The sequence below is a fragment of the Ruegeria sp. AF1 genome (assembly GCF_056542125.1).
Map to the genome: position 1 here is coordinate 21,468 of NZ_JBQFZG010000011.1, position 23,820 is coordinate 45,287.

General features: G+C 57.5%; 23 protein-coding genes. 14 read left to right on the top strand and 9 right to left on the bottom strand.

Annotated features, from left to right (window positions below; genetic code table 11):
* Positions 1 to 110: 110 nt before the first annotated feature.
* From ACR0BK_RS14515 to ACR0BK_RS14535, 5 genes are all read right to left on the bottom strand, one after another.
* Complete coding sequence (locus ACR0BK_RS14515; protein WP_480555172.1) at positions 111 to 1,298, bottom strand: cytochrome P450; 1,188 nt, start codon at positions 1,296 to 1,298, stop codon at positions 111 to 113.
* Positions 1,298 to 2,650, bottom strand: a complete 1,353-nt coding sequence (locus ACR0BK_RS14520; RefSeq protein WP_480478172.1) for a TRAP transporter large permease — start codon at positions 2,648 to 2,650, stop codon at positions 1,298 to 1,300. The genes ACR0BK_RS14515 and ACR0BK_RS14520 overlap by 1 nt, the downstream gene beginning before the upstream one ends.
* The gene (locus ACR0BK_RS14525) at positions 2,647 to 3,153 is read right to left on the bottom strand and encodes a TRAP transporter small permease (protein ID WP_480521232.1); all 507 of its coding nucleotides are present in this window, start codon (positions 3,151 to 3,153) and stop codon (positions 2,647 to 2,649) included. The genes ACR0BK_RS14520 and ACR0BK_RS14525 overlap by 4 nt, the downstream gene beginning before the upstream one ends.
* Before the next feature lie 57 nt (positions 3,154 to 3,210).
* Entirely contained in the window at positions 3,211 to 4,230 is a 1,020-nt protein-coding gene (locus tag ACR0BK_RS14530; protein ID WP_480476975.1) for a TRAP transporter substrate-binding protein, read from the bottom strand.
* A gap of 70 nt (positions 4,231 to 4,300) precedes the next feature.
* The gene (locus tag ACR0BK_RS14535) at positions 4,301 to 6,334 is read right to left on the bottom strand and encodes an FAD-dependent oxidoreductase (protein WP_480555174.1); all 2,034 of its coding nucleotides are present in this window, start codon (positions 6,332 to 6,334) and stop codon (positions 4,301 to 4,303) included.
* A 103-nt stretch (positions 6,335 to 6,437) separates the two neighbouring features.
* Here ACR0BK_RS14535 and paaG point away from each other — a divergent pair, with 103 nt between their 5' ends.
* From paaG to ACR0BK_RS14555, 4 genes are read left to right on the top strand one after another with little or no spacing between them, the layout of a single operon-like run.
* Entirely contained in the window at positions 6,438 to 7,223 is a 786-nt protein-coding gene (gene paaG, locus ACR0BK_RS14540; RefSeq protein WP_480496128.1) for a 2-(1,2-epoxy-1,2-dihydrophenyl)acetyl-CoA isomerase PaaG, read from the top strand.
* A 2-nt stretch (positions 7,224 to 7,225) separates the two neighbouring features.
* A complete protein-coding gene (gene paaI, locus ACR0BK_RS14545; RefSeq protein ID WP_480547562.1) occupies positions 7,226 to 7,651 on the top strand; it encodes a hydroxyphenylacetyl-CoA thioesterase PaaI in 426 nt (141 codons plus the stop codon).
* A 24-nt stretch (positions 7,652 to 7,675) separates the two neighbouring features.
* Entirely contained in the window at positions 7,676 to 8,986 is a 1,311-nt protein-coding gene (paaK, locus tag ACR0BK_RS14550) for a phenylacetate--CoA ligase PaaK (protein ID WP_480478164.1), read from the top strand.
* 3 nt (positions 8,987 to 8,989) lie between these two features.
* Positions 8,990 to 9,586, top strand: a complete 597-nt coding sequence (locus ACR0BK_RS14555) for a TetR/AcrR family transcriptional regulator (protein WP_480478162.1) — start codon at positions 8,990 to 8,992, stop codon at positions 9,584 to 9,586.
* Positions 9,587 to 10,042: 456 nt separating this feature from the next.
* On the opposite strand, the gene ACR0BK_RS14560 is transcribed toward ACR0BK_RS14555, so the two are convergent.
* From ACR0BK_RS14560 to ACR0BK_RS14575, 4 genes are all read right to left on the bottom strand, one after another.
* Positions 10,043 to 11,440, bottom strand: a complete 1,398-nt coding sequence (locus tag ACR0BK_RS14560) for a pyridoxal phosphate-dependent decarboxylase family protein (protein ID WP_480555176.1) — start codon at positions 11,438 to 11,440, stop codon at positions 10,043 to 10,045.
* Between the two features lie 122 nt (positions 11,441 to 11,562).
* Positions 11,563 to 12,405 (bottom strand): 3,4-dihydroxyphenylacetate 2,3-dioxygenase, encoded by an 843-nt coding sequence (gene hpaD / locus ACR0BK_RS14565; protein WP_480555178.1) that lies wholly within the window; start codon positions 12,403 to 12,405, stop codon positions 11,563 to 11,565.
* A 54-nt stretch (positions 12,406 to 12,459) separates the two neighbouring features.
* Positions 12,460 to 13,968 (bottom strand): 5-carboxymethyl-2-hydroxymuconate semialdehyde dehydrogenase, encoded by a 1,509-nt coding sequence (gene hpaE, locus ACR0BK_RS14570; RefSeq protein WP_480555179.1) that lies wholly within the window; start codon positions 13,966 to 13,968, stop codon positions 12,460 to 12,462.
* A gap of 3 nt (positions 13,969 to 13,971) precedes the next feature.
* Positions 13,972 to 14,370: a 5-carboxymethyl-2-hydroxymuconate Delta-isomerase gene (locus ACR0BK_RS14575; protein ID WP_267365252.1), complete on the bottom strand. Its 399-nt coding sequence runs from the start codon at positions 14,368 to 14,370 to the stop codon at positions 13,972 to 13,974.
* A 107-nt stretch (positions 14,371 to 14,477) separates the two neighbouring features.
* Between ACR0BK_RS14575 and hpaR the strand changes: the two genes are divergently transcribed.
* The 10 genes from hpaR (at position 14,478) to ACR0BK_RS14625 (ending at position 23,618) form a co-directional block, all read left to right on the top strand.
* A complete protein-coding gene (hpaR, locus tag ACR0BK_RS14580) occupies positions 14,478 to 14,918 on the top strand; it encodes a homoprotocatechuate degradation operon regulator HpaR (protein ID WP_480521553.1) in 441 nt (146 codons plus the stop codon).
* A gap of 384 nt (positions 14,919 to 15,302) precedes the next feature.
* The gene (locus tag ACR0BK_RS14585) at positions 15,303 to 16,103 is read left to right on the top strand and encodes a transporter substrate-binding domain-containing protein (RefSeq protein WP_480555180.1); all 801 of its coding nucleotides are present in this window, start codon (positions 15,303 to 15,305) and stop codon (positions 16,101 to 16,103) included.
* 72 nt (positions 16,104 to 16,175) lie between these two features.
* A complete protein-coding gene (locus ACR0BK_RS14590) occupies positions 16,176 to 16,838 on the top strand; it encodes an amino acid ABC transporter permease (RefSeq protein ID WP_209507537.1) in 663 nt (220 codons plus the stop codon).
* An 11-nt stretch (positions 16,839 to 16,849) separates the two neighbouring features.
* Complete coding sequence (locus tag ACR0BK_RS14595) at positions 16,850 to 17,512, top strand: amino acid ABC transporter permease (RefSeq protein ID WP_480520577.1); 663 nt, start codon at positions 16,850 to 16,852, stop codon at positions 17,510 to 17,512.
* Entirely contained in the window at positions 17,509 to 18,231 is a 723-nt protein-coding gene (locus ACR0BK_RS14600) for an amino acid ABC transporter ATP-binding protein (protein WP_480555181.1), read from the top strand. Before ACR0BK_RS14595 ends, ACR0BK_RS14600 begins: the two co-directional genes overlap by 4 nt.
* A gap of 37 nt (positions 18,232 to 18,268) precedes the next feature.
* Positions 18,269 to 19,228, top strand: coding sequence for a dihydrodipicolinate synthase family protein (locus ACR0BK_RS14605; RefSeq protein WP_480555183.1), 960 nt, complete (start codon positions 18,269 to 18,271; stop codon positions 19,226 to 19,228).
* Positions 19,219 to 20,151, top strand: coding sequence for a 4-hydroxyproline epimerase (locus ACR0BK_RS14610; protein ID WP_480555185.1), 933 nt, complete (start codon positions 19,219 to 19,221; stop codon positions 20,149 to 20,151). The genes ACR0BK_RS14605 and ACR0BK_RS14610 overlap by 10 nt, the downstream gene beginning before the upstream one ends.
* 66 nt (positions 20,152 to 20,217) lie before the next feature.
* Positions 20,218 to 21,468, top strand: coding sequence for an NAD(P)/FAD-dependent oxidoreductase (locus tag ACR0BK_RS14615; protein WP_480555187.1), 1,251 nt, complete (start codon positions 20,218 to 20,220; stop codon positions 21,466 to 21,468).
* A 15-nt stretch (positions 21,469 to 21,483) separates the two neighbouring features.
* Positions 21,484 to 22,584, top strand: a complete 1,101-nt coding sequence (locus ACR0BK_RS14620) for a cis-3-hydroxy-L-proline dehydratase (RefSeq protein WP_209597474.1) — start codon at positions 21,484 to 21,486, stop codon at positions 22,582 to 22,584.
* 8 nt (positions 22,585 to 22,592) lie between these two features.
* Positions 22,593 to 23,618 (top strand): trans-3-hydroxy-L-proline dehydratase, encoded by a 1,026-nt coding sequence (locus ACR0BK_RS14625; RefSeq protein WP_480555189.1) that lies wholly within the window; start codon positions 22,593 to 22,595, stop codon positions 23,616 to 23,618.
* Positions 23,619 to 23,820: the final 202 nt, after the last annotated feature.

Genomic DNA, 23,820 nt, shown 5'->3' on the forward strand with positions numbered 1-23,820 from the left:
CTCGTCTTAGTCGCGATCCCCGCGCTGCCATAGGCCGGTCTCGCGAAATCATATTTTAAACCGTACGGTCGGTCATTAAATTACCAGGCAATTTTCCCAAGCCGGGTTTCTCAGACCCGCGCGGGTAATCGTGCAAATCCCCGAAACCGGATACGCCCGCCCCGCTCGGCATCGTCGGTGATGCGATAGTCTGGAAAACGGGTCAGAAACCGGCCGACGGCCACCCGGCCCTCCAGACGCGCGAGGGTCAGGCCGACGCAGGTATGGGGCCCTCCGGCAAAGGCGTGATGCTTGTTGGGGCGTCTGTCCAAGATCATCTCGTCGGGCCGGTCAAACTGCCGTGGATCGCGGTTGGCCGCACCGATACACAGATGAACATCGGTACCAGCCGGAATGGTTTGACCGTGGAACGTTACATCAACAGTGGTCAGGCGATTGCCGAACTGGTTCGGGCTTTCCAGCCGCAGAAACTCGTCGACAGCCGGAACGATCAGGCTCGGGTCGGCCAGCAACTCCGCCCGCTTGTCGCGGTGCCGGTCCAACAGCTCCAATGCGTTGCCGATCAGGTTCGTTGTCGTCTCATGCCCCGCATTCAGGATGAATATGCAGTTCTGATACAGCTCTACCTCGGTCAGGCCACCATCTGTATCGTCCTGGATCAGCCGGGTGAGGACATCCGTTGCCGGATCTCCGGGGTTGGCGCGGCGATCCACGATGATATGCCGCAGGAAGTCCTTGAAGTCCGAGACCGAGCGGTTACCCCGCTCTTCCTGCTCTGGCGTCAATTGCGGCTCCAAAGCACCAAGAATGGCCAGAGACCAATCGCGCAATGGCCCGCGTTCGGATCGTGGTATACCCAGCAGATTGCCGATGATCTCAATCGGGATTGCTCCGGCAAAATCCTCGATCAGTTCGACATTGCCTTTGACCTGCATCTCGTCGAGCAGCCCATCGACAAGCTGGATCAGACCCGGTTCCATTTGCGCCAACGCGCGCGGGTTCATCGCCCCGACCATCACCTTGCGAACACGGGTGTGCAGCGGCGGGTCATTAAACACCAAACTGGTGGTGTGGTGTTCATACAAAGGGCTGTCGACCCCGTATTTTGGACCAAATACCGCTTTCTTGTCCGATATGAACCGCGTGATGTCCCGGTAAATAAGGTCCAGATCCTCGTACCGAGACAGAATAACCGATCCGTCAGGCTGCCAGCAGACGGGCGTATCCTCGCGCAGCGCGGCGTAGGCAGGATAGGGATCTGTGTGATACCCGTCAGGAAGCGCGGTCAGAGAGAACATCAGTGCCCCATCGCCCCCATTTGTTCAGGCAGAACCAACACCAACCACGGCACCAGAACGATCAGGGCCAGCCGGAAGATATCCGCCACCCAGAACGGAGTGACACCCTTGAAGATTGTTCCGGTTGATACATCCCCGACCACACCTTTCAGAATAAAGACATTCAAGCCGACGGGAGGAGTGATCAGGCTGATTTCAGTCACCACAACCACAACAATACCAAACCAGATCGGGTCATACCCCAACGATGTGACCAACGGGAAGAAGATCGGCACCGTCAGCAGCAGCATCGACAGGGATTCAAAGACGCAACCCAAAATGATGTAGATTCCAAGGATCATCAGGATCACCACAAAAGGTTCAACGTCATAGGCCGTAACCAACGCGATGAGCGCTTCAGGCAGACCGGCAAGGTTGATGAAATTCGAAAAGATCTGTGCCCCGATCAGAACGGAAAACAATGCCGCGGCGGTATAGGTGGTTTCCTTCAGCACCTCAAAAGTCGACCCCAAAGTAAGCCCGCCTCGTGACAGCGCGATCAGGAAAGCGCCCATTGCGCCCATGCCTGCCGCCTCGGTCGGGCTGAAGGTCAGGTTCAGTGGATGAAAATCGAATGCACCGTACAATCCGCCAATCACCAGAAAGAACAGCAGCAATACGGCCCAGACTGAGCGCACCGCCGACAGACGCTCGGCCCAGCCGTGACGTTCACCCGCCGGTCCCGACTCGGGCTTGCGTGCGACGGTCCAGCGGACGGCGAGCAGGTAGAACAGGATGCCAAGCAGACCGGGAATGATACCCGCAACGAAAAGTTTTCCAATCGAGGTTTCGGTCAGCAGCCCGTAGATGACCAGGATCACCGAAGGCGGAATAAGGATACCAAGCGTACCGCCCGCTGCAATCGATGCCGTCGACAGCTCGTCGGAATAGCCATAGCGGCGCATTTCCGGCATTGCGACCTTGGACATGGTGGCCGCCGTTGCCAGAGACGAGCCGCAAATGGCCGAAAAACCTCCGCATGCCGCAACCGTCGCCATGGCGATACCGCCCCGGAAATGACCCAGAAAAGCATTTGAAACTGCGTAAAGCTCGCGCGCAAGACCACCTTTATTCACGAACAAGCCCATAAGGATAAACAGCGGGACGACCGACAGGCCGTAATCCTGCGCCGTGTCGGTGATCTGACGACCCACCATCGACATCGCGGCTTTCAGCCCACGCTCGGACAGGATGCTGCCACCGCGTTCATAGGCAAACCCAAGCGTTCCGACCAATCCCATTGCAAACACGATAGGTAAGCGCACCAGCACAAGAACAAGAACAAGAACAAAACCGATCAGGGCAGCGGTCATTGGTGGTGCTCCGACAAGGTATGGGGGGCAAGAAAGTGCAAAAAGCCGGTGATGACCATTGCAACAGCGGTGATCGCTATGAACCCCGAGATGAACCAGCCTACATAGAAGACAGGGATCGAAAGGTATTCCGTGACGTCCCCGTAATCCCGCGCGCGCTCGGCAAGTAGCCAGACACGTTGGATCGGCCAGATCAACATGACGCCGGACACCAGATACACGATCCCATCGCGCACCCGGCTTAACCGCAGGCGAGAAAACAGCCCATCCGTCAAGTCCACAGCGATTTGGCCCTTCCCTGCTGAGATCATCGGCAAGACCGAGAACACGAGGATGGCCATCAGGATCCGGGTCAGCTCTGTCGCCGCCTCGATCGGGGCGTTGAAGACAGAGCGCAGGATGACATCAAAGAATGTCATCACCATCAGGATGAATAGCGCGGCACAGGCCAGCAGCGTTGGCACGATACTGACGCGACGCGCAAAGGTCACGAGAGATTGCATAACGGGTCCCCAGCGGGTGAAATCGGCTGGCGGATCGCGTCCGCCAGCCCGACTGCGTTATTGCGCAGCCATTTCATTTACGATCATGTCGTAGGCTGCCTGGGCGTCGATGCCTGTGCCACTGACTTCGTCGATAACCTTGGCGCGTACATCCGCGGCAATCGCATTGAACTTTTCCAGATCTTCAGCGGATGCGGCATGGATTGCGTTACCTTCGGTGCCTTCGGTCTCTTCCCGGCCGATCGCATCGATCTCATCCCAGATCTTGCCAATTTCGCGGCTCAGCGGTTCCCCGAAAACGTTTTCTTCCAGCGCTGCCTGCAGATCGGCGGGCAGATCAGCAAAGGTGTCTTCGTTCATAATAAAGGCAAACGAACCGCGATACAGGCCGCCAGGGACCTCATAGACGTTCTGGGCCACTTCCGTCAGCTTGAAACCTTTGCGGGATTCAAAGGGCATGACGACGCCATCTGCGGCTTTGGAAGCCAAGGTTTCATACACTTTCGGTGCAGGAACCTGGATACCGGTTGCACCCAGCGCCGTGCCCACGTCACCACCAACACCGCCGGGGATGCGAACCTTGAGGCCCGAGACTTCGTCCAGTGTTGTTACCGGGTTGCTGGAATGCAGCTGAGCCGGACCATGTGTGTGCAAAGCGATCACTTTCACACCACGGTGTTCATCCGCTGCCTTCAAATGCGCGTCATATGCCCGCCAATACGCAACCGACGCAGCCTCGGCCGAGCCTTCGTATCCGGGAAGTTCGATCATCTTGGTGGTGACAAACCGACCCGGCTGATAGCCGTGGAATATGATCGAGGCATCGGCAGCGCCATCCATGATCAAGTCCATCTGCGCGGGGGGCGGGGCAAGGCCCAGCTTCAGCTCGGCGGTGACCTGACCATCGGTGGCCTCTTCGATCATCTCGACGAATTTCGGCCACATCTTGGCATTGATGCCATGGGTCGGTGGGGCCCAGCTGGAGATGGTCAGCGTATAGTCTGCCGCAAGCGCCACTGTACCTGAAACGGCCAATGCAGCTGAGGCAAGAAGTGTGCTCAACCTTGTGAATTTCATAGTTCTGTCTCCTCCCTGTGAAACATGAGTCAAGAATGCGTTAATGGTCACTTTTGTAACCATCAACTTGTTAATTGTCTCCAAGACAGCCCGCGACGCGCCATGAACCGGGGCTTTCCTTGGCTACGGTTTCCATCATTGCCTGCGTCGTGCTGGCACCGATTTCCTTGCAGTAGTTCATCGGACCGCCGCGCCAGCGCGGAAAGCCGTAGCCGTGAATTTGAACCATATCGACGGCTTCCGCGGACTCGGCGATCCCCTGCTGAATGATCAACGCGCCCTCATTGTCCAACACCGCCAAAATGCGCGACACGATTTCGTCCTGTGCGTATGCCCGCCGCGTTATGCCCTGATCAGCCGAGTAGGACTCGATCAACGCGTCCACTTCGGGATCACGGATCGGTTCGCGAGTACCGTCTTCATAGCGATACCATCCTTTGCCCGTGCGCTGGCCAAGACGACCCATCTCGCAAAGCTGGTCAGCAATCGTCACATAACGTTCGTTCGGGTCGCGGGTTGCTGCATTACGTTTTCGGTTGGCCCAGGCGATTTGGAGGCCGGTCAGATCTTGCAACTCGTAAGGCCCCATGGGCATCCCGAAAGCTCGCATTGCCTGGTCCACCTGATAAGGCAACGCCCCATCCGCCAGCAAATAATCGGCCTCGCGCCGATACGCAGCCAACATCCGGTTGCCAATAAAACCATCACAGATGCCCGACAGCACAGAAACCTTGCGAAGCCTTTTTCCAAGCGCAAACCCGGTGGCGACAACTTCGGGCGAAGTTTGCGGCGTATGCACGACTTCCAACAGCTTCATAACATGGGCAGGGCTGAAGAAATGCAGGCCAATACACCGCGATTGATTTTCGATACCCGCGAAGATATCGACTGGGCTCAGGTAAGACGTGTTCGTGGCCAGAATCGCGTCACGCTGCATATGGCGGGCCAATTCTGCAAAAACCTGTTGCTTGACTGACAAGTCTTCAAACACAGCCTCGATCGCCAGCTGAGCGTTCGCAGCTTCGGAGTAGCTGTCCACAGCTCGAAACGCAGCAAGGCGTTCCCGCAGCTGTGCTTCGGACATCTTACCCCGCTTGACCGCCCTCTGTAGCAGCCCCTCAACCCGGCTACGGGCGGCGGCAGCTGCATCCAAATCTCTTTCAATCAAAGTAACAGACAGCCCGCCACTCAGGGCAGCGGTGGCGATCCCTGCGCCCATCAACCCGCCACCGACAACTGCGATCCGGCTGATATCGCGCGGAGTAACTCCGGCAATCATGGAAGGTCTGGCCACCTTGCGCTCGGCAAAAAAGGCGTACCGCAAGGCGCGGCTTTCAGAGTTTTGACGCAGAGCCAGATGGCGCGCACGCTCTTTCGGCTGTGCGGCAGCAAAGGGTTCGGACGACCAGCTGAGCGCGGTCAGGTTTTCCAGCGGTGATTGCTGACCCCTGGCGCGTTTTATCAAAGCCTGACGGCTCGTCTCCAGAAGGTCAGACGCGAATTCGCCGACGGGCCTTTGACTGACAGGTGCCGGGCGCTTTGGCAGGTTGGCGACAAAGTCCAGAACAGCTGCCGTTGGGTTATCGGCAATCAGGTCAATTCCGCCGAGATTGGCCATTTCCTCGGCTTTCAGGGTTTTTCCCGAACAGGCGATGTCGATCGCTGCTTCCATTCCAACAAGGCGCGGCAATCGCTGCGTGCCCCCTGCCCCCGGGATGAGGCCCACATTGACTTCCGGCAACCCAAAGCTGGTGCCCGGCGCTGCGATCCGCCACGCGCAGGCCATGGCAATTTCAAACCCGCCACCTAACACGTTGCCGTGCATACAGGCGATAAACGGCACATTACTGTCTTCGATTTTCTGAACAACATCAGGCAAATGCGGCTCAACCGGAGCCGCATCAAACTCGGACATGTCACCGCCCGCGATAAATGTCCGACCGGCGCAGCACAGGACGGCAACCCGAGCTTTCTGAACTGCATCGACCGCGGCGGCCAGACCCTGCCGAACGCCCGTCGAGGTTGCGTTCACCGGCAGGTTGTCGACCGTGACCCAGGCCACGTCGCCCTTAAAGTCAACACTCACCAGCGACGGCTGCGACATTGGCAATCCCTTTGATCAGTCCAGATTCGGTTCGGGTTTATATATTGACCAACCGTTCGGTTAATGCAATGATTAAGTTGTCACGGGAACAGATGAGACTGCCATGAGCGATACGATCCTTGTACATGATCACGGAAACTGGGTAGAAATAACCCTGAACCGCCCCGACAAGCTGAACTCGTTCAATGAGGAGATGCATCTTGCCCTTCAGGACGCGCTGAAGAGCGCGCGCGAAAATGGTTCCCGCGCGATTTTGCTGACCGGCGCAGGGCGCGGTTTTTGTGCGGGTCAGGACCTTGGAGACCGCGATCCCTCGAAAATGGATGGCCCGCCTGATCTGGGCAAAACTGTACGCACTTTCTATGCCCCTTTGGTTCGACTGATCCGGTCTTTGGATTTCCCGGTAATTTGTGCCGTAAACGGCGTGGCCGCGGGTGCAGGCGCGAACCTTGCACTGGCCTGCGACATGGTTCTGGCCGGGGAAAGCGCAAAGTTCATTCAAAGCTTTTCCAAGGTCGGGCTGATTCCGGACACAGGCGGCAGCTGGCACCTGCCCCGATTGTTGGGCGAAGCGCGCGCTAAGGGGCTGGCCCTGACAGCAATGCCCCTAACCGCCAAACAGGCCGAAGAATGGGGGCTGATCTGGAAGGCGTTGCCCGATGATCAGCTGATGACCGAAGCACGCGCTCTTGCCACGCAACTCGCCAACGGCGCCACCCTTGGGTTGGGCCTGACCAAGCAGTGCATTCAAACAGCAGCCACCACATCCTTGTCCGATCAGCTTGAAATTGAAGCGGACGCGATGAAAACTTGTGGGGAAAGTGCCGATTACGCAGAAGGCGTGTCCAGTTTCCTCGAAAAACGCGCACCGCATTTTCAGGGAAGATGATGATGACCCCAAACGAACGTGCCCAAAAATCCGCGGCAGCGATGTGGGCCAATGACGAAGCCAGTAAATGGTTCGGGATGGAGCTTGTGGAGGTCGAAGAAGGGCGCGCTGTCCTGTCACTGACTGTTGCACCGCATCACTGTAACGGACACGGTATTTGCCATGGCGGCGTCACGCACGCTCTTGCCGACAGCGCTTTTGCCTTTGCCTGCAACAGCCGGAATGTTGCAACGGTGGGACAGCATACAATGGTCAGCTATCTCGCACCAGGACGGAAGGGTGACCGCCTGACGGCTACCGCGACAGAAGTGAACCTGTCCGGTCGCAGCGGTATCTACGACGTCCGCGTCATCAATCAAGACAATACTCTGATCGCTGAATTTCGCGGCATGTCCCGCGCCGTTGGCGGCCAGAATTTTCAAGAATAGTTTCGTGACTGGAGGAGTTACGCGATGGAAGACCTTACCCCCAACAAAGCGGACCTGGACCCGATCGAAATCGCCTCGATCGACGAAATTCGCGCCACGCAGCTTGAGCGCCTGAAATGGTCCGTGCGTCACGCCTATGAAAACGTTCCGATGTACAAGCAGCGCTTTGACGAGGCTGGCGTGCATCCCGACGATCTTCAGCAGCTTTCGGATTTGTCAAAGTTTCCGTTCACGTATAAAAACGACCTGCGCGACAACTATCCGTTTGGTCTTTTTGCGGTCCCGCGCAGCGAGATAATTCGCCTGCACGCGTCCTCCGGCACGACAGGCAAACCGACAGTGGTCGGTTACACAAAGAATGACATCGACAATTGGGCTGACCTTGGCGCGCGCTCTCTTCGGGCGTCTGGGCTGCGCAAGGGCGACATGGTGCACAATGCCTACGGCTATGGGCTGTTCACCGGTGGGCTAGGTGCCCATTACGGGATCGAACGCCTTGGCGCGACTGTCGTCCCGATGTCGGGCGGGCAAACCGAAAAGCAGGTCAATCTGATCAACGATTTCCGTCCTGACGGTATCATGGTTACACCCTCCTACATGCTCAATATCCTAGAACAGTTCCACAAGGCGGGTCTCGACCCACGTGAGAGCTCGCTGAAGGTTGGCGTTTTTGGCGCCGAACCCTGGACTGACGCGATGCGGGCCGAGGTCGAGGCAGCCTTCGACATGCACGCCGTCGATATCTATGGCCTGTCCGAGATCATGGGCCCCGGAGTCGCCAATGAATGCGTTGAAACAAAAGACGGACCTGTAATCTGGGAGGATCATTTCCTGCCGGAAATCATCGACCCGGCGACCGGAGAAGTCCTGCCCGATGGCGAAACCGGAGAATTGGTGTTCACGACTCTGACCAAAGAAGGGCTGCCGATGATCCGCTACCGCACACGCGATCTGACGTGCCTGCTGCCGGGGACAGCAAGGTCAATGCGCCGGATGGCAAAGATCACCGGTCGCAGCGACGACATGATGATCCTGCGCGGCGTCAACGTCTTCCCCAGCCAGATCGAGGAACAGGTCATGGCAACGGGCGGTCTTGCCCCCTATTACCAGATCGAGCTCTATAAATCCGGTCGCATGGACGCCATGCGGGTCTTTGTTGAATCCTCCCCCGATTCCACCGACGAGCTGTCAAAAACGGCCGCTGCTCGGATGCTGACCAAGCGGATCAAGGACGTCGTTGGCGTTTCAACCGAAATTGTAGTAGGGGACCCCGGCGACGTCGAACGCTCTCAGGGCAAGGCGAAGCGCGTTGTAGACAATCGCGATAAGGACTGAGCCGTGGCCCGGACAATTGCTAAAGACCACGACCAAAAGCGAGAGCAGATCCTGAAGATGGCGGCAAAAGTGTTTGCCGACCAGGGGTTTGACCGTGCTTCGATGACCCTTTTGGCCAAAGAATGTGGGATCTCGAAAGCAAACATATACCACTACTATGACAGCAAGGATGCCATCCTGTATGACATCCTTGAAACGTACTTGCGTGAGTTGCGGGACCGGATTTGCAATGTTGATCTGGACGGCCTTAGCCCCGAACAGAAACTGCGCAAAGCAGTGCGCGAGATCCTTTTTGCCTATCAGGGTGCAGATGACGAGCACCGGGTTCAGATCAGTGGCATGAGCGCACTGACCGAGGAACAGCAAAAAAGGCTACGGGGCTATCAGCTTGATCTGGTGAACTTTGTACGCGACATACTTCTGGAGTTGTCCCCCGGTTCTTTTGACGGAGCCAAGGACAAGCTTCGGGGAGCGACGATGTCAGTCTTTGGCATGTTAAACTGGTATTACATGTGGAACACCGGCGCAGGCCCCAAAGCCCGCGAGGATTATGCCGATCTGGTGAGCACCCTGACCATGCATGGTGTGCAAAAGCTATAGGCGTGCCCCCTTGGGGAAAACACGCTTGGGGCTGGTCACGTGTGTTATTCTGAAATCTCAGGTCAGACTGGTCGGCTATCCTGAGGCGCGCCAGTAAAGACCGCGACAGCGGCGAGCGCGCGGCCACCTTTTTACTTCTTGCGCACCTTCAGATTGTCCAAAAAGAGCCGTTTCGCTGCCATGACCTCTTCGTCCGACATGTTTGATCTGTTCAATTCAAGAAAGTACTCTGCGGCACCAGCCGTTTGAACATCTGACCTTCCCCCCGGTGGTCCCTCAATCAGAACGAGAGGGTGCGGGTTCGGTTTTCTTAGTCTTCAGTTTGGGCAAACTCACCTGTGGCGATAACCTCATACGGGCTGGAAAACTCGGGGAAATCACCATTCAGAGTGATCGCACCATCCTAGGTAATCGCGCGAAAGACGGTATCCCTTGCAACACTTAACGTTGCGAATTTCATGGCAGGCTCTCCCAGACATCGCGGATGACATCCGCGGCCATCAGCACGTCATCGCGGGATGTGTCGAATTGCCCAACCTGAAAGCGGATGATCTTGCGGCCATCGAACATGCCTTGCGTCAAGTAAATTCTGCCATCGTCATTCAGCGCATCCACCAGCCGCTGCTGCGCGGCGTCATCCCCAGGACAGCGAAAGGAAAACAGGCTCAGGATCGGGCCGGTGGTGACCTCAAACCCCTCCATCGCGCCGATCTTTTCTGCAAGTTCATTGGCCCAGAGCACATGGTTGCGAATACGGTCCCGCAACCCGTCGAGACCGTATGATCGCAACAAGAACCAGATCTTCAATGCCCGGAACCGTCGACCCAGGGGGATGGTCCATTCCGAATAATTCGTCACCTCTGCCCCAGTGGTCTTGAGGTATTCCGGTTCGATCTTAAGCGTGTTGAGCTGTGGCGCGGCGTCCCGCAGAAACTGGATCGCGCAATCGAACTGCGCACCCATCCATTTATGGGGGTTGAAGACAATGCTGTCGTAACGGTCCGCCCCGGGCCAAAGGGCCTCACGAAACTCGGGGCAGATCATCGCCGACCCCGCCCAGGCCGCGTCTAGATGTGTGTAGAGGTCGTATTTTTGCGCAATCTCAGCGACCGCTACCAGATCATCGCAGGCCCCAACCCCGGTACCGCCCGTAATTGCAATGATACCGGCAGGCACATACCCAGCCGCGATGTCACCCTGAATTGCGGCGTCAAGAGCCCCTGCATCAATCGCAAAGGTCGGACCACCTGTAGGCAGTTTCACCAGATTGTCCTGACCAATCCCCGCAACCCAGCAAGCCCGATCAATCGACGAATGCACCTGATCCGAACAGTAAATGCGCAGCGCGCCCTTGGCGTTCAGGCCTTCGCGGTTGCCGGTAAACCCTGTTGCCCGTTCCCGCATTGTCAACACAGCCGACAACGTGGCTGATGATGCACTGTCCTGAATAACTCCGGTCATACCTTCCGGCAATCCAAGCGCTTGCCGCAGCCAATCGACCATGACACCTTCGACTTCAGTCGCAGCTGGCGAGGTCTGCCATAACATGCATTGCGCCGCGATTGTGGTCACCAGCATTTCAGCCAGCATCGACGGGGGCGCTGCATTGGCCGGGAAATAGGCAAAGAACCGGGGGTGTTGCCAATGAGTAATACCCGGCATCACGATCTGTTCGAAATCGGCCATGATGGCTTCCATCGGCTCGCCACTATCGGGGGGCGATACCTTTAGCTGGGCCGCGATTTCTCCTTGTGTGGTCTGTGCGCGAACAGGGCGCCCGGCAAGAGTTCTGTGATAGTCGGCCGCCCATTTCGAAATGTGCTGACCCCAATGCGAAAACGTGTCCCAATCCATGCGCAAGCCTTCTTTTGTAACTGAGCACCAATTCGTCCAGTCCCCGACCTTACCTGTTCGGCTCGTGGACTAAAGCCGAACAGGAGTTCGTTTTTCAATTGAAAAGGTCCCGGGTTCTGCCTTCAGACCGAAAAACTGACATTCGCCTGACCTGTGCCAGAGCTGCCGAAGTAGGGGGTGTAGATGTCGATCTCACCCTTGTAGCTGCCCCAGCCCAGAGCTCCGAACAGCAAAGCAGTGTCATTCATGGCGCATTCGCCTGTACATTTCTTTGCATAGTCTGGAAGCATCTCAAGAAACTCTTCAAACCGTCCCTGTTCCCACATCTCCAGCACGTGCATATCCATCTGGCGGTTGAACTCGCCGTTTACCGCATTCAACCCTTCGACCGAGCGTTCATTGGGCGTAAAGTCATGGCTGAGTGAGCCGGATGCCATTACGGAAACCTTCCGGTCGGAACGTCGGATACCTTCGGCAATGGCCTCACCCCAGATGCGGTTTTCCTGGATCGACGAGAACTGGTTGACTGCAACAGGCAAAACGCGGGCATTCACCCCTTCGTTGATGAAATGCATAGGCAGAAGGGTGCCATATTCCATGCCCATATCGGGGTGCGAATGGCCAAGTGCCCGCTCACCGCGCTCGCGCAGAACATCAAGGATGGTTTCCCCCAACGCGTGATCCCCGCGATAATCAAACTCCATATCCGCCAGCATATGTGGCAGTTCGTGGCTAATGAAGCGGCCTTTATGGTGCTCTTTGGTATTCAGGTGAAACCCCTGATTGGTGATCCAATGAGTGTCGAACACAAGGAACGTCTCGACCCCGCGATCTATCGCGTCCTGGCGCAGGCGCGCATAACCATCAATGGCAGACTGCCGGATGCCTTTGTATTTTGGCATCGTATGGGACATCCAGATACTTGGCACATGCGTAATCTTCGCGGCTTGTACGATCTTTCCCATGACAGTTCCTCCTCGTGTTTACCGACGTTTGTGTACCAGAGCCATTGCCCGAGTTCACTTCCCCAGCTGCATGATATTGTGTTTTCCTGTTGCGAAGCCGACGTGTTTTTGTTCCATGTAGAACTCGAAACTCCAGTCGCCGCCGTCGCGGCCGATACCGGATGCCTTGACGCCGCCGAACGGGGTGGGCAGGTGGCGGACGTTTTCCGAGTTCACCCAGATCATCCCGGCTTCAAGCTTGTCGGTGAACCGCAAGGCGCGGGTCAGGTCATTGGTCCAGACATAGCCGGTCAGACCGTATGGTGTGTCGTTGGCGATCTGCAGCGCCTCGTCCTCGGTCGAGAACGGGATCGAGGTCAGAACCGGGCCGAATATCTCTTCGCGCGCGATACGCATCTGGTTATTGGCATCGGTAAACAGGGTTGGGCGAATGAAATACCCTGTGTCGCCGACCTTGGCACCTCCGGCGGCGACAGTCGCACCGTCTTCTTTGGCGATGTCAAAATAGGAGGTCACCTTGTTATAGTGCTCCTCGGTCACCAGTGGCCCGATCTCGGTCGCAGGATCCAGCGGATGGCCGACCTTGATGGTGTTGACCCGTTCGATCAGCCTGGCCTCGAACGCCTCCTTGATGGTGTCCTGCACCAGCAGGCGCGAGGATGACGTGCAGCGCTCGCCATTGATCGAGTAGATCATGAAGATCACCGCATCCAGCGCCCGGTCGAGATCGGCGTCGTCGAACACGACAACCGGGTTCTTGCCGCCCAGCTCCAGATGCATCCGCTTGAGCGTATCGGCACCTTGTTTGGTGATGCTGCTGCCGGTGCGGCTTTCACCGACAAAGGCAATCGCCTTGATCAACGGATGTTCCGTCAACGCTTTACCCGCATCGGGGCCGAACCCGTTCACGGTGTTCAGCACCCCCTTGGGCAGCCCGGCCTCTTCGGCGATCTCCACCAACAGGCGAGCGGACAGCGGAGAATCTTCGGCCGGTTTGTGAACCACGGTGCATCCGGCAGCCAAAGCAGGCGCGATCTTCCATGTCGACAGCATGAACGGCGTGTTCCACGGCGTGATCACCCCCACCGGACCAATCGGAACGCGCGTGGTGATGTTCATCAGGGTCTGCGACTTAAGATGCTGACCGTCCCGCGCCTGTATCACCTGATCCGCGAAATACCGGAAGTTCTCGGCCCCCCGCAGCGCGGCCTTGGACATAAAGCGCAGGGTCTGGCCTGTGTCCCAGCATTCACACAGCGCAATTTCCTCGGCACGGGCCTCGATCGCATCGGCAACGTTCAGCAAGATGCGGCGCCGCTCGGTGGCAGGCATGTCGCGCCAATCGGCAAATGCGACATGAGCGGCATTGGCGGCAGCGTCGATATCATCGGCAGTGCCATGGGCGACATCGCAGATCACCGACCTGTCAACCGGAGATGTGGATTGGAACACCCCTGCGGAACCGTCGCGATCTTCGCCCGCGATCCGGTTCTTGATGCCGGTCTCCTTAAACCGCGCCAGAAAGCCCGCCAGCTTCTCGATGTTCGTATCCAGTGCGCTCATGGATCAGGTCTCCTGGTTGGTCGCGCCCAAATGGTCCCGGATCGTGCCGGTCTTGGGCGAAAGGTCTGGGTCAATGTCACGCATCTCAAGCGAGAGCGCGATGGAATGTCCGGCGAAGGCGGGGGACAGATAGGCCTCAACCGCCTCGAAAATGCGCTGCGTGGCGTCCCGTTTGACATCCGCAGCCCGGCCAGCGCGCAGGCGGATCGAGATATCGATAAACCCATGCGCCGGATTGCCGTCCGCGATGGCATAGTGATCGACCCGCGTGGCCCGGACACGAATACCGGGCAGGGGGAATGTCTTGATCCCGGCAGCCGTGGCCCGGATGCATTCGCACAAGCCACTCATATCGATCCTGTCTTCCAGATTGCCGGAATATTCGACGTGAAAATGTGGCATGTGCTCCCCTCAAATGGTAAACATGTTTAGTAAATTGGAACCCCCACTGTCAAGAACTTGCTTTGTTAATCTTTGCATCTTTTGACTCCGCGAATTACAAGACTGCCATGAGTGAACAAAGCCACACCAAGAACACCTCGCGCGCCCTACCGATTGCCTTGCTGCGCGCACGCGAAACCGTCATGGCCCCCATCCGGGACATGCTGCAGGGGATACAACTGACCGAGCAGAAATGGCGCATCCTGCGCGTGCTGGACGAGCTGGGTGAAGTGGAGCAAAGCTCAATCGCCAAAGAGGCCTGCCTGTTGTTGCCAAGCCTCACCCGCATCCTGCGCACGATGGAAGCCGAAGGCCAAATATCACGCCGCCAGGACAGCCATGACAAACGACGCACAATGGTGAAGATCACAAACGAAGGACGAAACATCCTCGCCGAAAACCTCGGAACCTCTCTGCAGATCTACCAAAGTATCGAAAAACAAATGGGACAAGAAAAACTCAATCAACTCCTCGACCTGCTCGAAGAACTCCAAGCCGTCAAAGTCTGACCGAACGCACATTTGGTCGCGCGGGCCAGCATTGCCGGTTTTCTTTAAGAGACGCAGGTTGGAGTTGCCTAGGCGTCACACACTCCCATCACAAAACGTTTTCCGTCTCAAGCTGAAAGCACCCCGGCTTCTGAGCACAATGCACCTTCACGTTTGACGACGGACCACTTTCGGCCAAAACCTCCAACTCAGTAATACCTGGTGCCAATTCCATTTGGCCACCGTCGAATGACGGCCTTCCACGCGGGCCAAGTCAGTCATTTCAATCGCACCCAAGAGCCATGACACCCTTTGAAAGCAGGCTTTCCCTGCTCAACAAAATACTGGATGTTGGATACAATATCCTCTATAGCTGCGCGTATCGATTGATTCAGGGAGGATCACATGCTCAAGAAACTCGCCGCACTGGCGGCCCTCACCACCATCACCACGGTTCATGCGATGGCGGACACGCTGGACGATGTCGTAGATCGCGGGACATTGCGCTGCGGTGTTGTGTTGGATTTTCCGCCAATTGGGTATCGCGACGCGAATAACGAACCGGCAGGCTTTGATGTCGAATACTGCAATGATCTGGCCGCCGCTCTTGAAGTTGAGGCCGAAATCCTGCCGCTGACCTGGGCGGAACGCCTGCCAGTGATCGTCACCGGACGCGCAGACGTTGTGTTCGGAGCAACCTCGGACAGCCTTGAACGGGCGCGGACGGTGGGCTTTACCATTCCTTACGCCATCTATTATGCGCAGGGTGTGGTGAATGCCGAAAGCGGCATTGAAACCTTCGAGGATATCCGTGGCAAGCGCGTGGCTGCCGCGATCGGCACCGTACCCGAACAGGAATGGCTGAAGATCGCCGCCGAATGGGGTGAAGAAGGCAATTATCAGGGCTATCAATCCGAGAATGAAGTGTTCCTGGCGGTGGCTCAGGGCAAGGCCGATATCGGCATTACCACAAACACTGCCGTGCTGCCGATTACCCAGCAATATGAAACCGTTGTTGCCGGTCCTCGCATGCCATGGACCACCGACTACACTTCGGTTGTCGGCAAGCGCGAAGATGTCACCTGGCTGAACTTCCTGAACCTGTTCGTGACCCACCAGGTGCGTTCGGGCCGCTATCAGGAGCATTGGGGAAATTATGTCGGTGGCGAAGCCCCCGAACTTCGCATTCCCGGCGTAATGTACTGATCCTTTACCGTACCAACCTTTCGCCCGGTTCTCTTCGGGCGAAAGGACCGGTAAATTGCGCGAGGAACACCCGTGTTCGACTATAACTTCCATTGGCGACCGGTGATGAAAAGCCTGCCAGACCTGCTTGAAGCATCGCTGCTGACGATACAGGTTGCCGTGCTGGCAATGGTCCTTGGCATCATCATCGGGCTTTGTCTGGCACTGACGCGGCTGCACCTGAAAGGACCGCTTTACTGGTTCGCCTCAGCCTGGGTCGAACTGGCGCGCAATACTCCGGCGCTGTTCCAGCTGTTCTTTTTCGGCTTCGGGCTTGGTGCCTTTGGCCTGCATCTGTCGCCGTACTTCATCGTGCTGGCCGGACTGACATTCAATTGCGCCGGTTATCTGGCTGAAAACTTCCGTGGCGGCTTTCAGGCCGTCCCCGAGACACAGTTACGTGCGTCGCGATCGCTGGGCATGACTGCGTGGCAGGCTTACACACGCGTCGTGATCCCGCAGGTGTTTCGCATTGTCTATCATCCGATCACGAACCAGATGGTCTGGGCTGTTTTGATGTCGTCACTGGGTATGCTGGTCGGCTTCCGGGAACTGTCGGGCGAGACGCAGTTCTTTGCCTCGCGCACTTTCCGAATCTTTGAGTATTTCGCCGTCACCGCGGTCATCTACTACGTGATCGTCAAAATCATCCTTCTTGCCTCGCGCCTGCTGGCGTCCCGGCTTTTCCGCTACTGAAGGAGGCACAGATGCAACCCACTGTCAGCTTTTTCAGCGGCTTCAACATCAACGATCTGTGGTTTCTGGGCGAAGCCGCGCTGCGAACGCTCTGGATCTCAATGCTTTCGATTTCCATTGGAACGGTTTTTGGCGTGGTGTGCGGTTGGCTTCTGTACGAGGGCAAACTGGCAGCGACCCTGACGTTGGCTCCGGTTCTGGACATTTTCCGTTCGGTCCCTCTGATCATCCAACTGGTGCTGTTTTACAACTTTGCACCAATTGTCGGACTCAATCTGGACCCGTTCGCCTCGGGCGTGGTGATCCTGTCCATCTACACGGCAGCACTGGTTGCGAATGTCGCGCGCGGCGGGATTGAGGCCGTCGGCGATCCGATGCGCCGCGCGGCGCGCAGTCTGGGCATGACCTATTGGCAGGATCTGCGCTATGTCGTCTTCCCGATCGGTGGGCGCGCGGTGTTCCCGGCATGGGTCGGGGTCGCGTTGGGTGTGATGAAAGACAGCGCATTGGTCTCAGTTCTGGGCTATGTCGAGCTGCTCAAGGCCAGCCAGATCCTGATCACCCGCACGCAGGAACCGTTCCTGATCCTGACAATCGCTGGCGCGTTCTATTTCGCGCTCAGCTATCCGATTTCGCGGTATTCCGCGTCACTAGAAAAAAGGTGGGCCCAATGATCGAAATTCGCGACCTGCACAAATATTTCGGATCGCTGCATGTGCTGAAAGGCATCGATCTGGATGTGCAGAAAGGAGAAGTTCTGTCGGTGATCGGTGCGTCAGGCTCCGGTAAATCGACCCTTCTCTATTGCATCAACGGGCTGGAACCGATCCAGCAAGGATCGGTCAGGGTTGATGGCATTGATGTTCATGCTAAAGGCACCGACATCAACAAGCTGCGCACAAAGCTGGGGATGGTGTTCCAGCAATGGAACAGCTTTCCGCACCTGACAGCACTGGAAAACGTTGCGTTGGCCCCGAAGATTGTCAAAGGCAAGTCGAGGGACGAGGCGTGTGACATTGCCGCAAAGCAGTTGACCCATGTAGGGTTGGGCGAGAAGCTGAACGTCTTTCCCTCGGCCTTATCGGGCGGTCAGCAGCAGCGACTTGCCATTGCCCGCGCGCTGGCGATGGAGCCGGAATACATGCTGTTTGACGAAGCAACCTCGGCGCTGGATCCTGAACTGGTGGGCGAGGTTCTCGACACGATGCGGTTATTGGCCGAAGAAGGGATGACGATGATTTGTGTCACGCATGAGATGGGTTTCGCTCGTGATGTATCAGAACGGGTTGCTTTTTTTCATCAGGGCGTGATGGAAGAGATCGGTCCGCCCGCGCAGATTTTTAGCGAAGCCCAATCCGAACATACCCGCAAATTCCTGTCAAATGTGCGATAAAAGCCCCCGCCCCAATACAATTAGGAAGGTTACCTTCATGTCCCAGAATATCTTCACCGGCACCATGCCAGCCCTAATGACCCCCTGCAAACCGGACCGGACACCGGATTTCGACGCGCTGGTGAAAAAGGGCAAGGAAATGATCGAAGCAGGCATGTCCGCCGTGGTCTATTGCGGCTCGATGGGCGATTGGCCTCTCTTGTCGGATGCCGAACGGATGGAAGGTGTCGAACGTCTGATCGCAGCCGGACTGCCCGTTGTCGTCGGCACCGGTGCGATAAATTCGAAATCCGCCGTAGCGCTTGCCGCACATGCGCAAAAAGTTGGTGCGGCAGGGCTTATGGTGATCCCGCGTGTATTGTCGCGTGGATCGTCCATCGCGGCGCAGCGCAACCATTTCAAAGCGATCCTGTCGGCTGCATCTGATATTCCGGCAATCATCTATAACAGCCCGGTTTACGGCTTTGCGACGCGCGCCGATCTGTTCCTGGAACTGCGCGCAGATCATCCCAACCTGGTTGGGTTCAAGGAATTCGGTGGCAAAAGCGATCTGCGCTATGCGGCGGAACACATTACCTCGAAAGATGATCAGGTCACACTGATGGTTGGCGTAGACACCGAAGTCTACCATGGCTTCGTCAATTGCGGCGCCACCGGCTCGATCACAGGGATTGGCACTGCCCTGCCAAAAGAGGCACTTCTGCTGGCGGCCCTGTGTCAGAAAGCGGCAGCCGGTCATGCCGAAGCCCGCCTTCGCGCGCGGGAACTGGAAGAAGCCTTTGGCGTGCTGGCCAGCTTTGACGAAGGCACCGATCTGGTACTGTATTACAAACACCTGCTGGTCCTGAACGGCGAAGAAGAGTACCGCTTGCACTTCAACGAAACCGACGAGTTGACGGATGCCCAGCGCAACTATTGCGAACAGCAATACGACCTGTTCCGCACTTGGTTTACTGATTGGTCCGACCAGGGCGGGGTCATTGCTGAATGCATGTGATTGACAGTCACACCGGGGGAATGCCTACGCGGGTAATCCTCGACGGTGGCCCCGATCTGGGGTCCGGCCCACTGGCCGAGCGTGCACGACGCTTGGCCACCGAGCATGAGGTGTTCTACAAATCCATCTTACTGGAACCGCGCGGACAGCCCGGAATGGTGGGCGCGCTTCTGGTCGCGCCCGAAGATTCAAGATGCGAGACCGGCGTGATCTATTTCGATGCGGATGCCGTTCTGGGCATGTGCGGGCATGGCACCATCGGTTTGGGTGTCACTCTGGCCCATATGGGTCGGATCCGGCCGGGCACGCACCGGGTGGAAACCCCGGTCGGGGTCATCTCGGTGGAGTTGCTGGACGCCAATACCGTGCGCGTCACAAATGTCGAGAGCCGCCGCGTGCGGGCAGCTGTGCAAATTGAGGTCGGCAGCCATGGGTCGATAACCGGCGATCTTGCCTATGGCGGAAATTGGTTCTTCATTGTTGATCCCAGCCCGATCCCGGTGAATCCGGGAAATATTCGTGCGTTGACAGATCTGACCATCGCCATACGTGAAGCCTGCATCGCACAGGGCGTGCGTGGTGAAAACGGAGAACTGGTCGATCACGTGATCCTACAGGATCAATCCCCCAACAAGGATGTTCACAGCCGCAACTTTGTACTGTGCCCGGACAATCAATATGACCGGTCGCCCTGCGGTACGGGCAGTTCGGCGCGCCTCGCCTGTCTGGCGGAAAACGGGGCGCTGGCCGCCGGGGAAGAGATTGTGCAGGAAAGCGTGATCGGCAGCCCCTATGTGCTGAGCTACCAACCCGGCCCAAACGGGGGTGTCATTCCCACCCTAACCGGGCAGGCGCATATCATGTCGGAAGGCAGGTTGGTTTTCGCGCCGAATGATCCGTTCCGTGATGGTATCGCGCTTTGAAATCAAGTCCGGGGACAGACACTGTCCGGTCCCCGACCCCGCACCACGATTTGAGAACCTGTAACCATGCAGCATGACACCAAAACGGACATAGTTGTGATCGGTGCTGGCATCATTGGCATCAGCGCTGCGCTGGAATTGCAAAAGCGTGGAAGGCAGGTGCTGGTGCTGGACCGTGAAGGCGTTGCAGCCGGAGCGTCAAAGGGCAATGCCGGGGCCTTTGCCTTTACAGATATCGTGCCGCTTGCAACCCCAGGGATCATGCGCAAAGCACCAAAATGGCTGCTTGATCCGCTGGGGCCTTTGTCGATTCCACCCGCTTATGCGCTGAGTATTGCACCGTGGATGCTCCGGTTCTGGCGGGCCAGTTGGCGGGATCGTTATGCTGCCTCACTGTCCGCACAGGCCGCGCTGATGAACCAAAGCCGCTCCGCGCTGGAGCGCCAGATCGCATATGTAGACGGCGAGGCGCTGATGCAGCGCGAAGGCCAGTTGCAGTTGTTCGAGAATGAGAGCGAATTCCGTGCCAGCCTGCCCACCTGGGACCTGCGCAAGGACCATGGCATCCCGTTTGATCTTTTGGACAGTCCGGATGAAATTGCCGAGATTCAACCCGGACTGAACCGGCGTTTCACCCATGCGGGTTTTACCCCGACATGGATGAATACCGTCGATCCGGCCCGCTGGACGGACCATCTGGCGGAACAGTTCATCGCGCGCGGTGGGCAGGTTAAGATCGCAGGGATCACGGCACTGATACCAACCGATGACGGCGTGCGTCTCATCACCGTCAACGGTGACATTTCGGCAGGTCAGGTGATTGTCGCCGCCGGAGCCTGGTCACACCAACTGGCCAAATCCCTAGGGGATCATATCCCGCTAGAGACCGAGCGGGGTTATAACACGACCCTGCCCGAAGGCGCTTTTGACCTGCGCACGCATCTGACCTTTGGGGGGCATGGGTTTGTGGTGACCCGGATCAACGGCGGTGTGCGCATCGGTGGCGCGGTCGAACTGGGTGGATTGAACCTAGCCCCGAATTACCGGCGCGCTGACACGTTGCTGGCCAAGGCCGGGCGCTTCATGCCAGACCTGAACCTGGAAGGCGGCACGCAATGGATGGGCTTTCGCCCGTCACTGCCCGACAGCCTGCCAGTGATTGACCGATCTTCGCGCGCACCAAAGGTGCTTTATGCCTTTGGCCATGGTCATCTGGGGCTGACCCAATCCGCAGGCACGGCCGAACTGGTGGCCGATCTGGTCACTGACGCCAAGCCGGTGCTCGATATGTCACCTTTCTCATCCACACGCTTCTAATCTGGAGAACACCTTATGAAAATCACCGGGCTGAACGTATATCAGGTGGATCTGCCGCTGAAAGAAGGCCGCTATAGCTGGTCCAACGGCAATTTTGTCGAAGTGTTTGACAGCACCGTTCTGGAAATCATCACGGATGAAGGGTTGAAGGGCTATGCAGAATGCTGCCCGCTTGGCTCGGCCTATCTGCCGTCTTTTGCGCTCGGCGTCCGGGCCGGGCTGGCAGAGCTGGCCCCGCATTTGATCGGGCAGGACCCACTGAATATCGGTCAGATCAACCGCACGATGGATGCGGCATTGCGGGGTCATCCCTATGCCAAGGCTCCGGTGGATATTGCCTGCTGGGATCTGCTGGGCAAGGCCACGGAACAGCCGCTTTACACCTTGCTGGGGGGCGCTGCGCAGGACGATGTGGTGCTTTATCGCGCGATCAGTCAGGAAGCACCCGAGATCATGGCCAAAAAGATCGAAGGCTATGCCGCCGAAGGCTACACCAAGTTTCAGCTCAAGGTGGGTGGCGAGGCCAATGACGACATTGACCGTATCCACGCCACCCGCGCCGTTCTGAAAAAGTCGGACCTGCTGGTTGCGGACGCCAATACCGGCTGGACCCGGCACGAGGCCGCACGCGTGGTGGGCGCGATTTCGGGTCTGGATGTCTATGTGGAACAGCCTTGCCTGACCTATGAGGAATGCGTGTCGATCCGCCGCCGCACCGCATTGCCTTTCGTGATGGACGAGGTGATCGACACCCCCAACACGCTGGTCCGCGGCATTGCCGAAGACGCGATGGATGTGATCAACCTCAAGATCTCGAAAGTCGGAGGGTTGACCAAAGCCCGCCTTATGCGTGACCTCTGCGTGGCGCACGGCATCCCCATGACGATCGAAGACACCTGGGGTGGCGACATTACCACTGCGGCGATTGCACATCTGGCCCGTTCAACGCCGTCCGAGTTCACATTCTCTGCCACGGATTTCAATTCCTACGGCACGGTGGACATTGCCGAGGGTGCGCCAAAGCGTGTCAACGGCCGGATGACCGCACCCGCCCGTCCGGGTCTGGGCGTTACACCGATTTTCGACGCTCTGGGCGAGCCTGTCGCACAATATTGAGAGATCCGATGCGGAGCAGCAAAACCGTTCATGTCATTTCAGCCCATGCAGAAGGCGAAGTAGGGGATGTTATCGTTGGGGGTGTCGCCCCGCCACCGGGCGATACCTTGTGGGAACAGCGCAGCTTTGTCGCGGGCGACCAGACGCTGCGCAACTTCGTTCTGAACGAACCTCGGGGCGGTGTTTTCCGTCATGTCAATCTTCTGGTGCCCCCGAAACACCCCAAGGCCGACGCGGCCTTTATCATTATGGAACCCGAAGACACGCCACCCATGTCCGGTTCGAACTCGATCTGTGTTTCAACCGTATTGCTGGATGGCGGAATCATTCCGATGCAGGAACCCGAAACTCATATGGTGCTTGAGGCCCCAGGCGGGCTGGTTCGTGTACGGGCGGAATGCAGCGGTGGAAAAGCGCAACGCATTTTCGTGCAGAACCTGCCCAGCTTTGCCGACAAACTGTCCGTCCCGCTTGAGGTACCCGGATTGGATACGATCATGGTTGATACCGCCTATGGGGGTGACAGTTTTGTCGTGGTCGATGCACAGGCATTGGGATTCGAGATTGTCGAACACGAGGCCCGTGACATCGCCCGATTGGGGGTGAAGATCACCAATGCAGCCAATGAACAGCTTGGGTTTTCGCATCCTGAAAACCCGGATTGGGACCACATTTCATTCTGTGCTTTCTGCGGCCCGATCAGCCAGACCGAGACCGGATTAACTGGCAAATCTGCCGTCGCAATCCAACCGGGCAAAGTTGATAGATCGCCCACGGGTACAGCGGTTTCCGCACGCATGGCGCTGATGGCTGCAAAGGGGTTGATGTCGCCGGGTCAGACATTCGAGGCGGTCTCGATCATCGGATCACGGTTCACTGGCAGGATCGTCGATGCCACCGAGGTGGCGGGCCGTGCCGCGATTGTCCCCGAAATAAGTGGGCGCGGCTGGATCACCGGCATTCATCAACACATGCTTGACCCAGATGACCCCTGGCCTGGCGGGTATCGCTTGTCGGACACCTGGGGTGTCTGACTAAATAGTGCATTGACCGTGCCCGCTCTCAGGGAAAGGCGGTCACAGAAGGTTCCATTCGCACTTGGTCTTACCTCGCTGTCTCAGCAGGGTTGAAACAACATGGATATTGGATGCATTATTAAACGGAGTGTCCTTAATCAGCTTTCTAAGTGGTCGCGTCGCGGCTCAGCTTGGAATAACCGCCGGTAACCGGTAGCTG

Excerpts from the sequence above, each read along its gene's own strand:
- ACR0BK_RS14515 (WP_480555172.1), bottom strand. The coding sequence starts at position 1,298 with ATGTTCTCTCTGACCGCGCTTCCTGACGGGTATCACACAGATCCCTAT.
- ACR0BK_RS14520 (WP_480478172.1), bottom strand. The coding sequence starts at position 2,650 with ATGACCGCTGCCCTGATCGGTTTTGTTCTTGTTCTTGTTCTTGTGCTG.
- ACR0BK_RS14525 (WP_480521232.1), bottom strand. The coding sequence starts at position 3,153 with ATGCAATCTCTCGTGACCTTTGCGCGTCGCGTCAGTATCGTGCCAACG.
- ACR0BK_RS14530 (WP_480476975.1), bottom strand. The coding sequence starts at position 4,230 with ATGAAATTCACAAGGTTGAGCACACTTCTTGCCTCAGCTGCATTGGCC.
- ACR0BK_RS14535 (WP_480555174.1), bottom strand. The coding sequence starts at position 6,334 with ATGTCGCAGCCGTCGCTGGTGAGTGTTGACTTTAAGGGCGACGTGGCC.
- paaG (WP_480496128.1), top strand. The coding sequence starts at position 6,438 with ATGAGCGATACGATCCTTGTACATGATCACGGAAACTGGGTAGAAATA.
- paaI (WP_480547562.1), top strand. The coding sequence starts at position 7,226 with ATGACCCCAAACGAACGTGCCCAAAAATCCGCGGCAGCGATGTGGGCC.
- paaK (WP_480478164.1), top strand. The coding sequence starts at position 7,676 with ATGGAAGACCTTACCCCCAACAAAGCGGACCTGGACCCGATCGAAATC.
- ACR0BK_RS14560 (WP_480555176.1), bottom strand. The coding sequence starts at position 11,440 with ATGGATTGGGACACGTTTTCGCATTGGGGTCAGCACATTTCGAAATGG.
- hpaD (WP_480555178.1), bottom strand. The coding sequence starts at position 12,405 with ATGGGAAAGATCGTACAAGCCGCGAAGATTACGCATGTGCCAAGTATC.
- hpaE (WP_480555179.1), bottom strand. The coding sequence starts at position 13,968 with ATGAGCGCACTGGATACGAACATCGAGAAGCTGGCGGGCTTTCTGGCG.
- ACR0BK_RS14575 (WP_267365252.1), bottom strand. The coding sequence starts at position 14,370 with ATGCCACATTTTCACGTCGAATATTCCGGCAATCTGGAAGACAGGATC.
- hpaR (WP_480521553.1), top strand. The coding sequence starts at position 14,478 with ATGAGTGAACAAAGCCACACCAAGAACACCTCGCGCGCCCTACCGATT.
- ACR0BK_RS14585 (WP_480555180.1), top strand. The coding sequence starts at position 15,303 with ATGCTCAAGAAACTCGCCGCACTGGCGGCCCTCACCACCATCACCACG.
- ACR0BK_RS14595 (WP_480520577.1), top strand. The coding sequence starts at position 16,850 with ATGCAACCCACTGTCAGCTTTTTCAGCGGCTTCAACATCAACGATCTG.
- ACR0BK_RS14600 (WP_480555181.1), top strand. The coding sequence starts at position 17,509 with ATGATCGAAATTCGCGACCTGCACAAATATTTCGGATCGCTGCATGTG.
- ACR0BK_RS14605 (WP_480555183.1), top strand. The coding sequence starts at position 18,269 with ATGTCCCAGAATATCTTCACCGGCACCATGCCAGCCCTAATGACCCCC.
- ACR0BK_RS14610 (WP_480555185.1), top strand. The coding sequence starts at position 19,219 with ATGCATGTGATTGACAGTCACACCGGGGGAATGCCTACGCGGGTAATC.
- ACR0BK_RS14615 (WP_480555187.1), top strand. The coding sequence starts at position 20,218 with ATGCAGCATGACACCAAAACGGACATAGTTGTGATCGGTGCTGGCATC.
- ACR0BK_RS14620 (WP_209597474.1), top strand. The coding sequence starts at position 21,484 with ATGAAAATCACCGGGCTGAACGTATATCAGGTGGATCTGCCGCTGAAA.
- ACR0BK_RS14625 (WP_480555189.1), top strand. The coding sequence starts at position 22,593 with ATGCGGAGCAGCAAAACCGTTCATGTCATTTCAGCCCATGCAGAAGGC.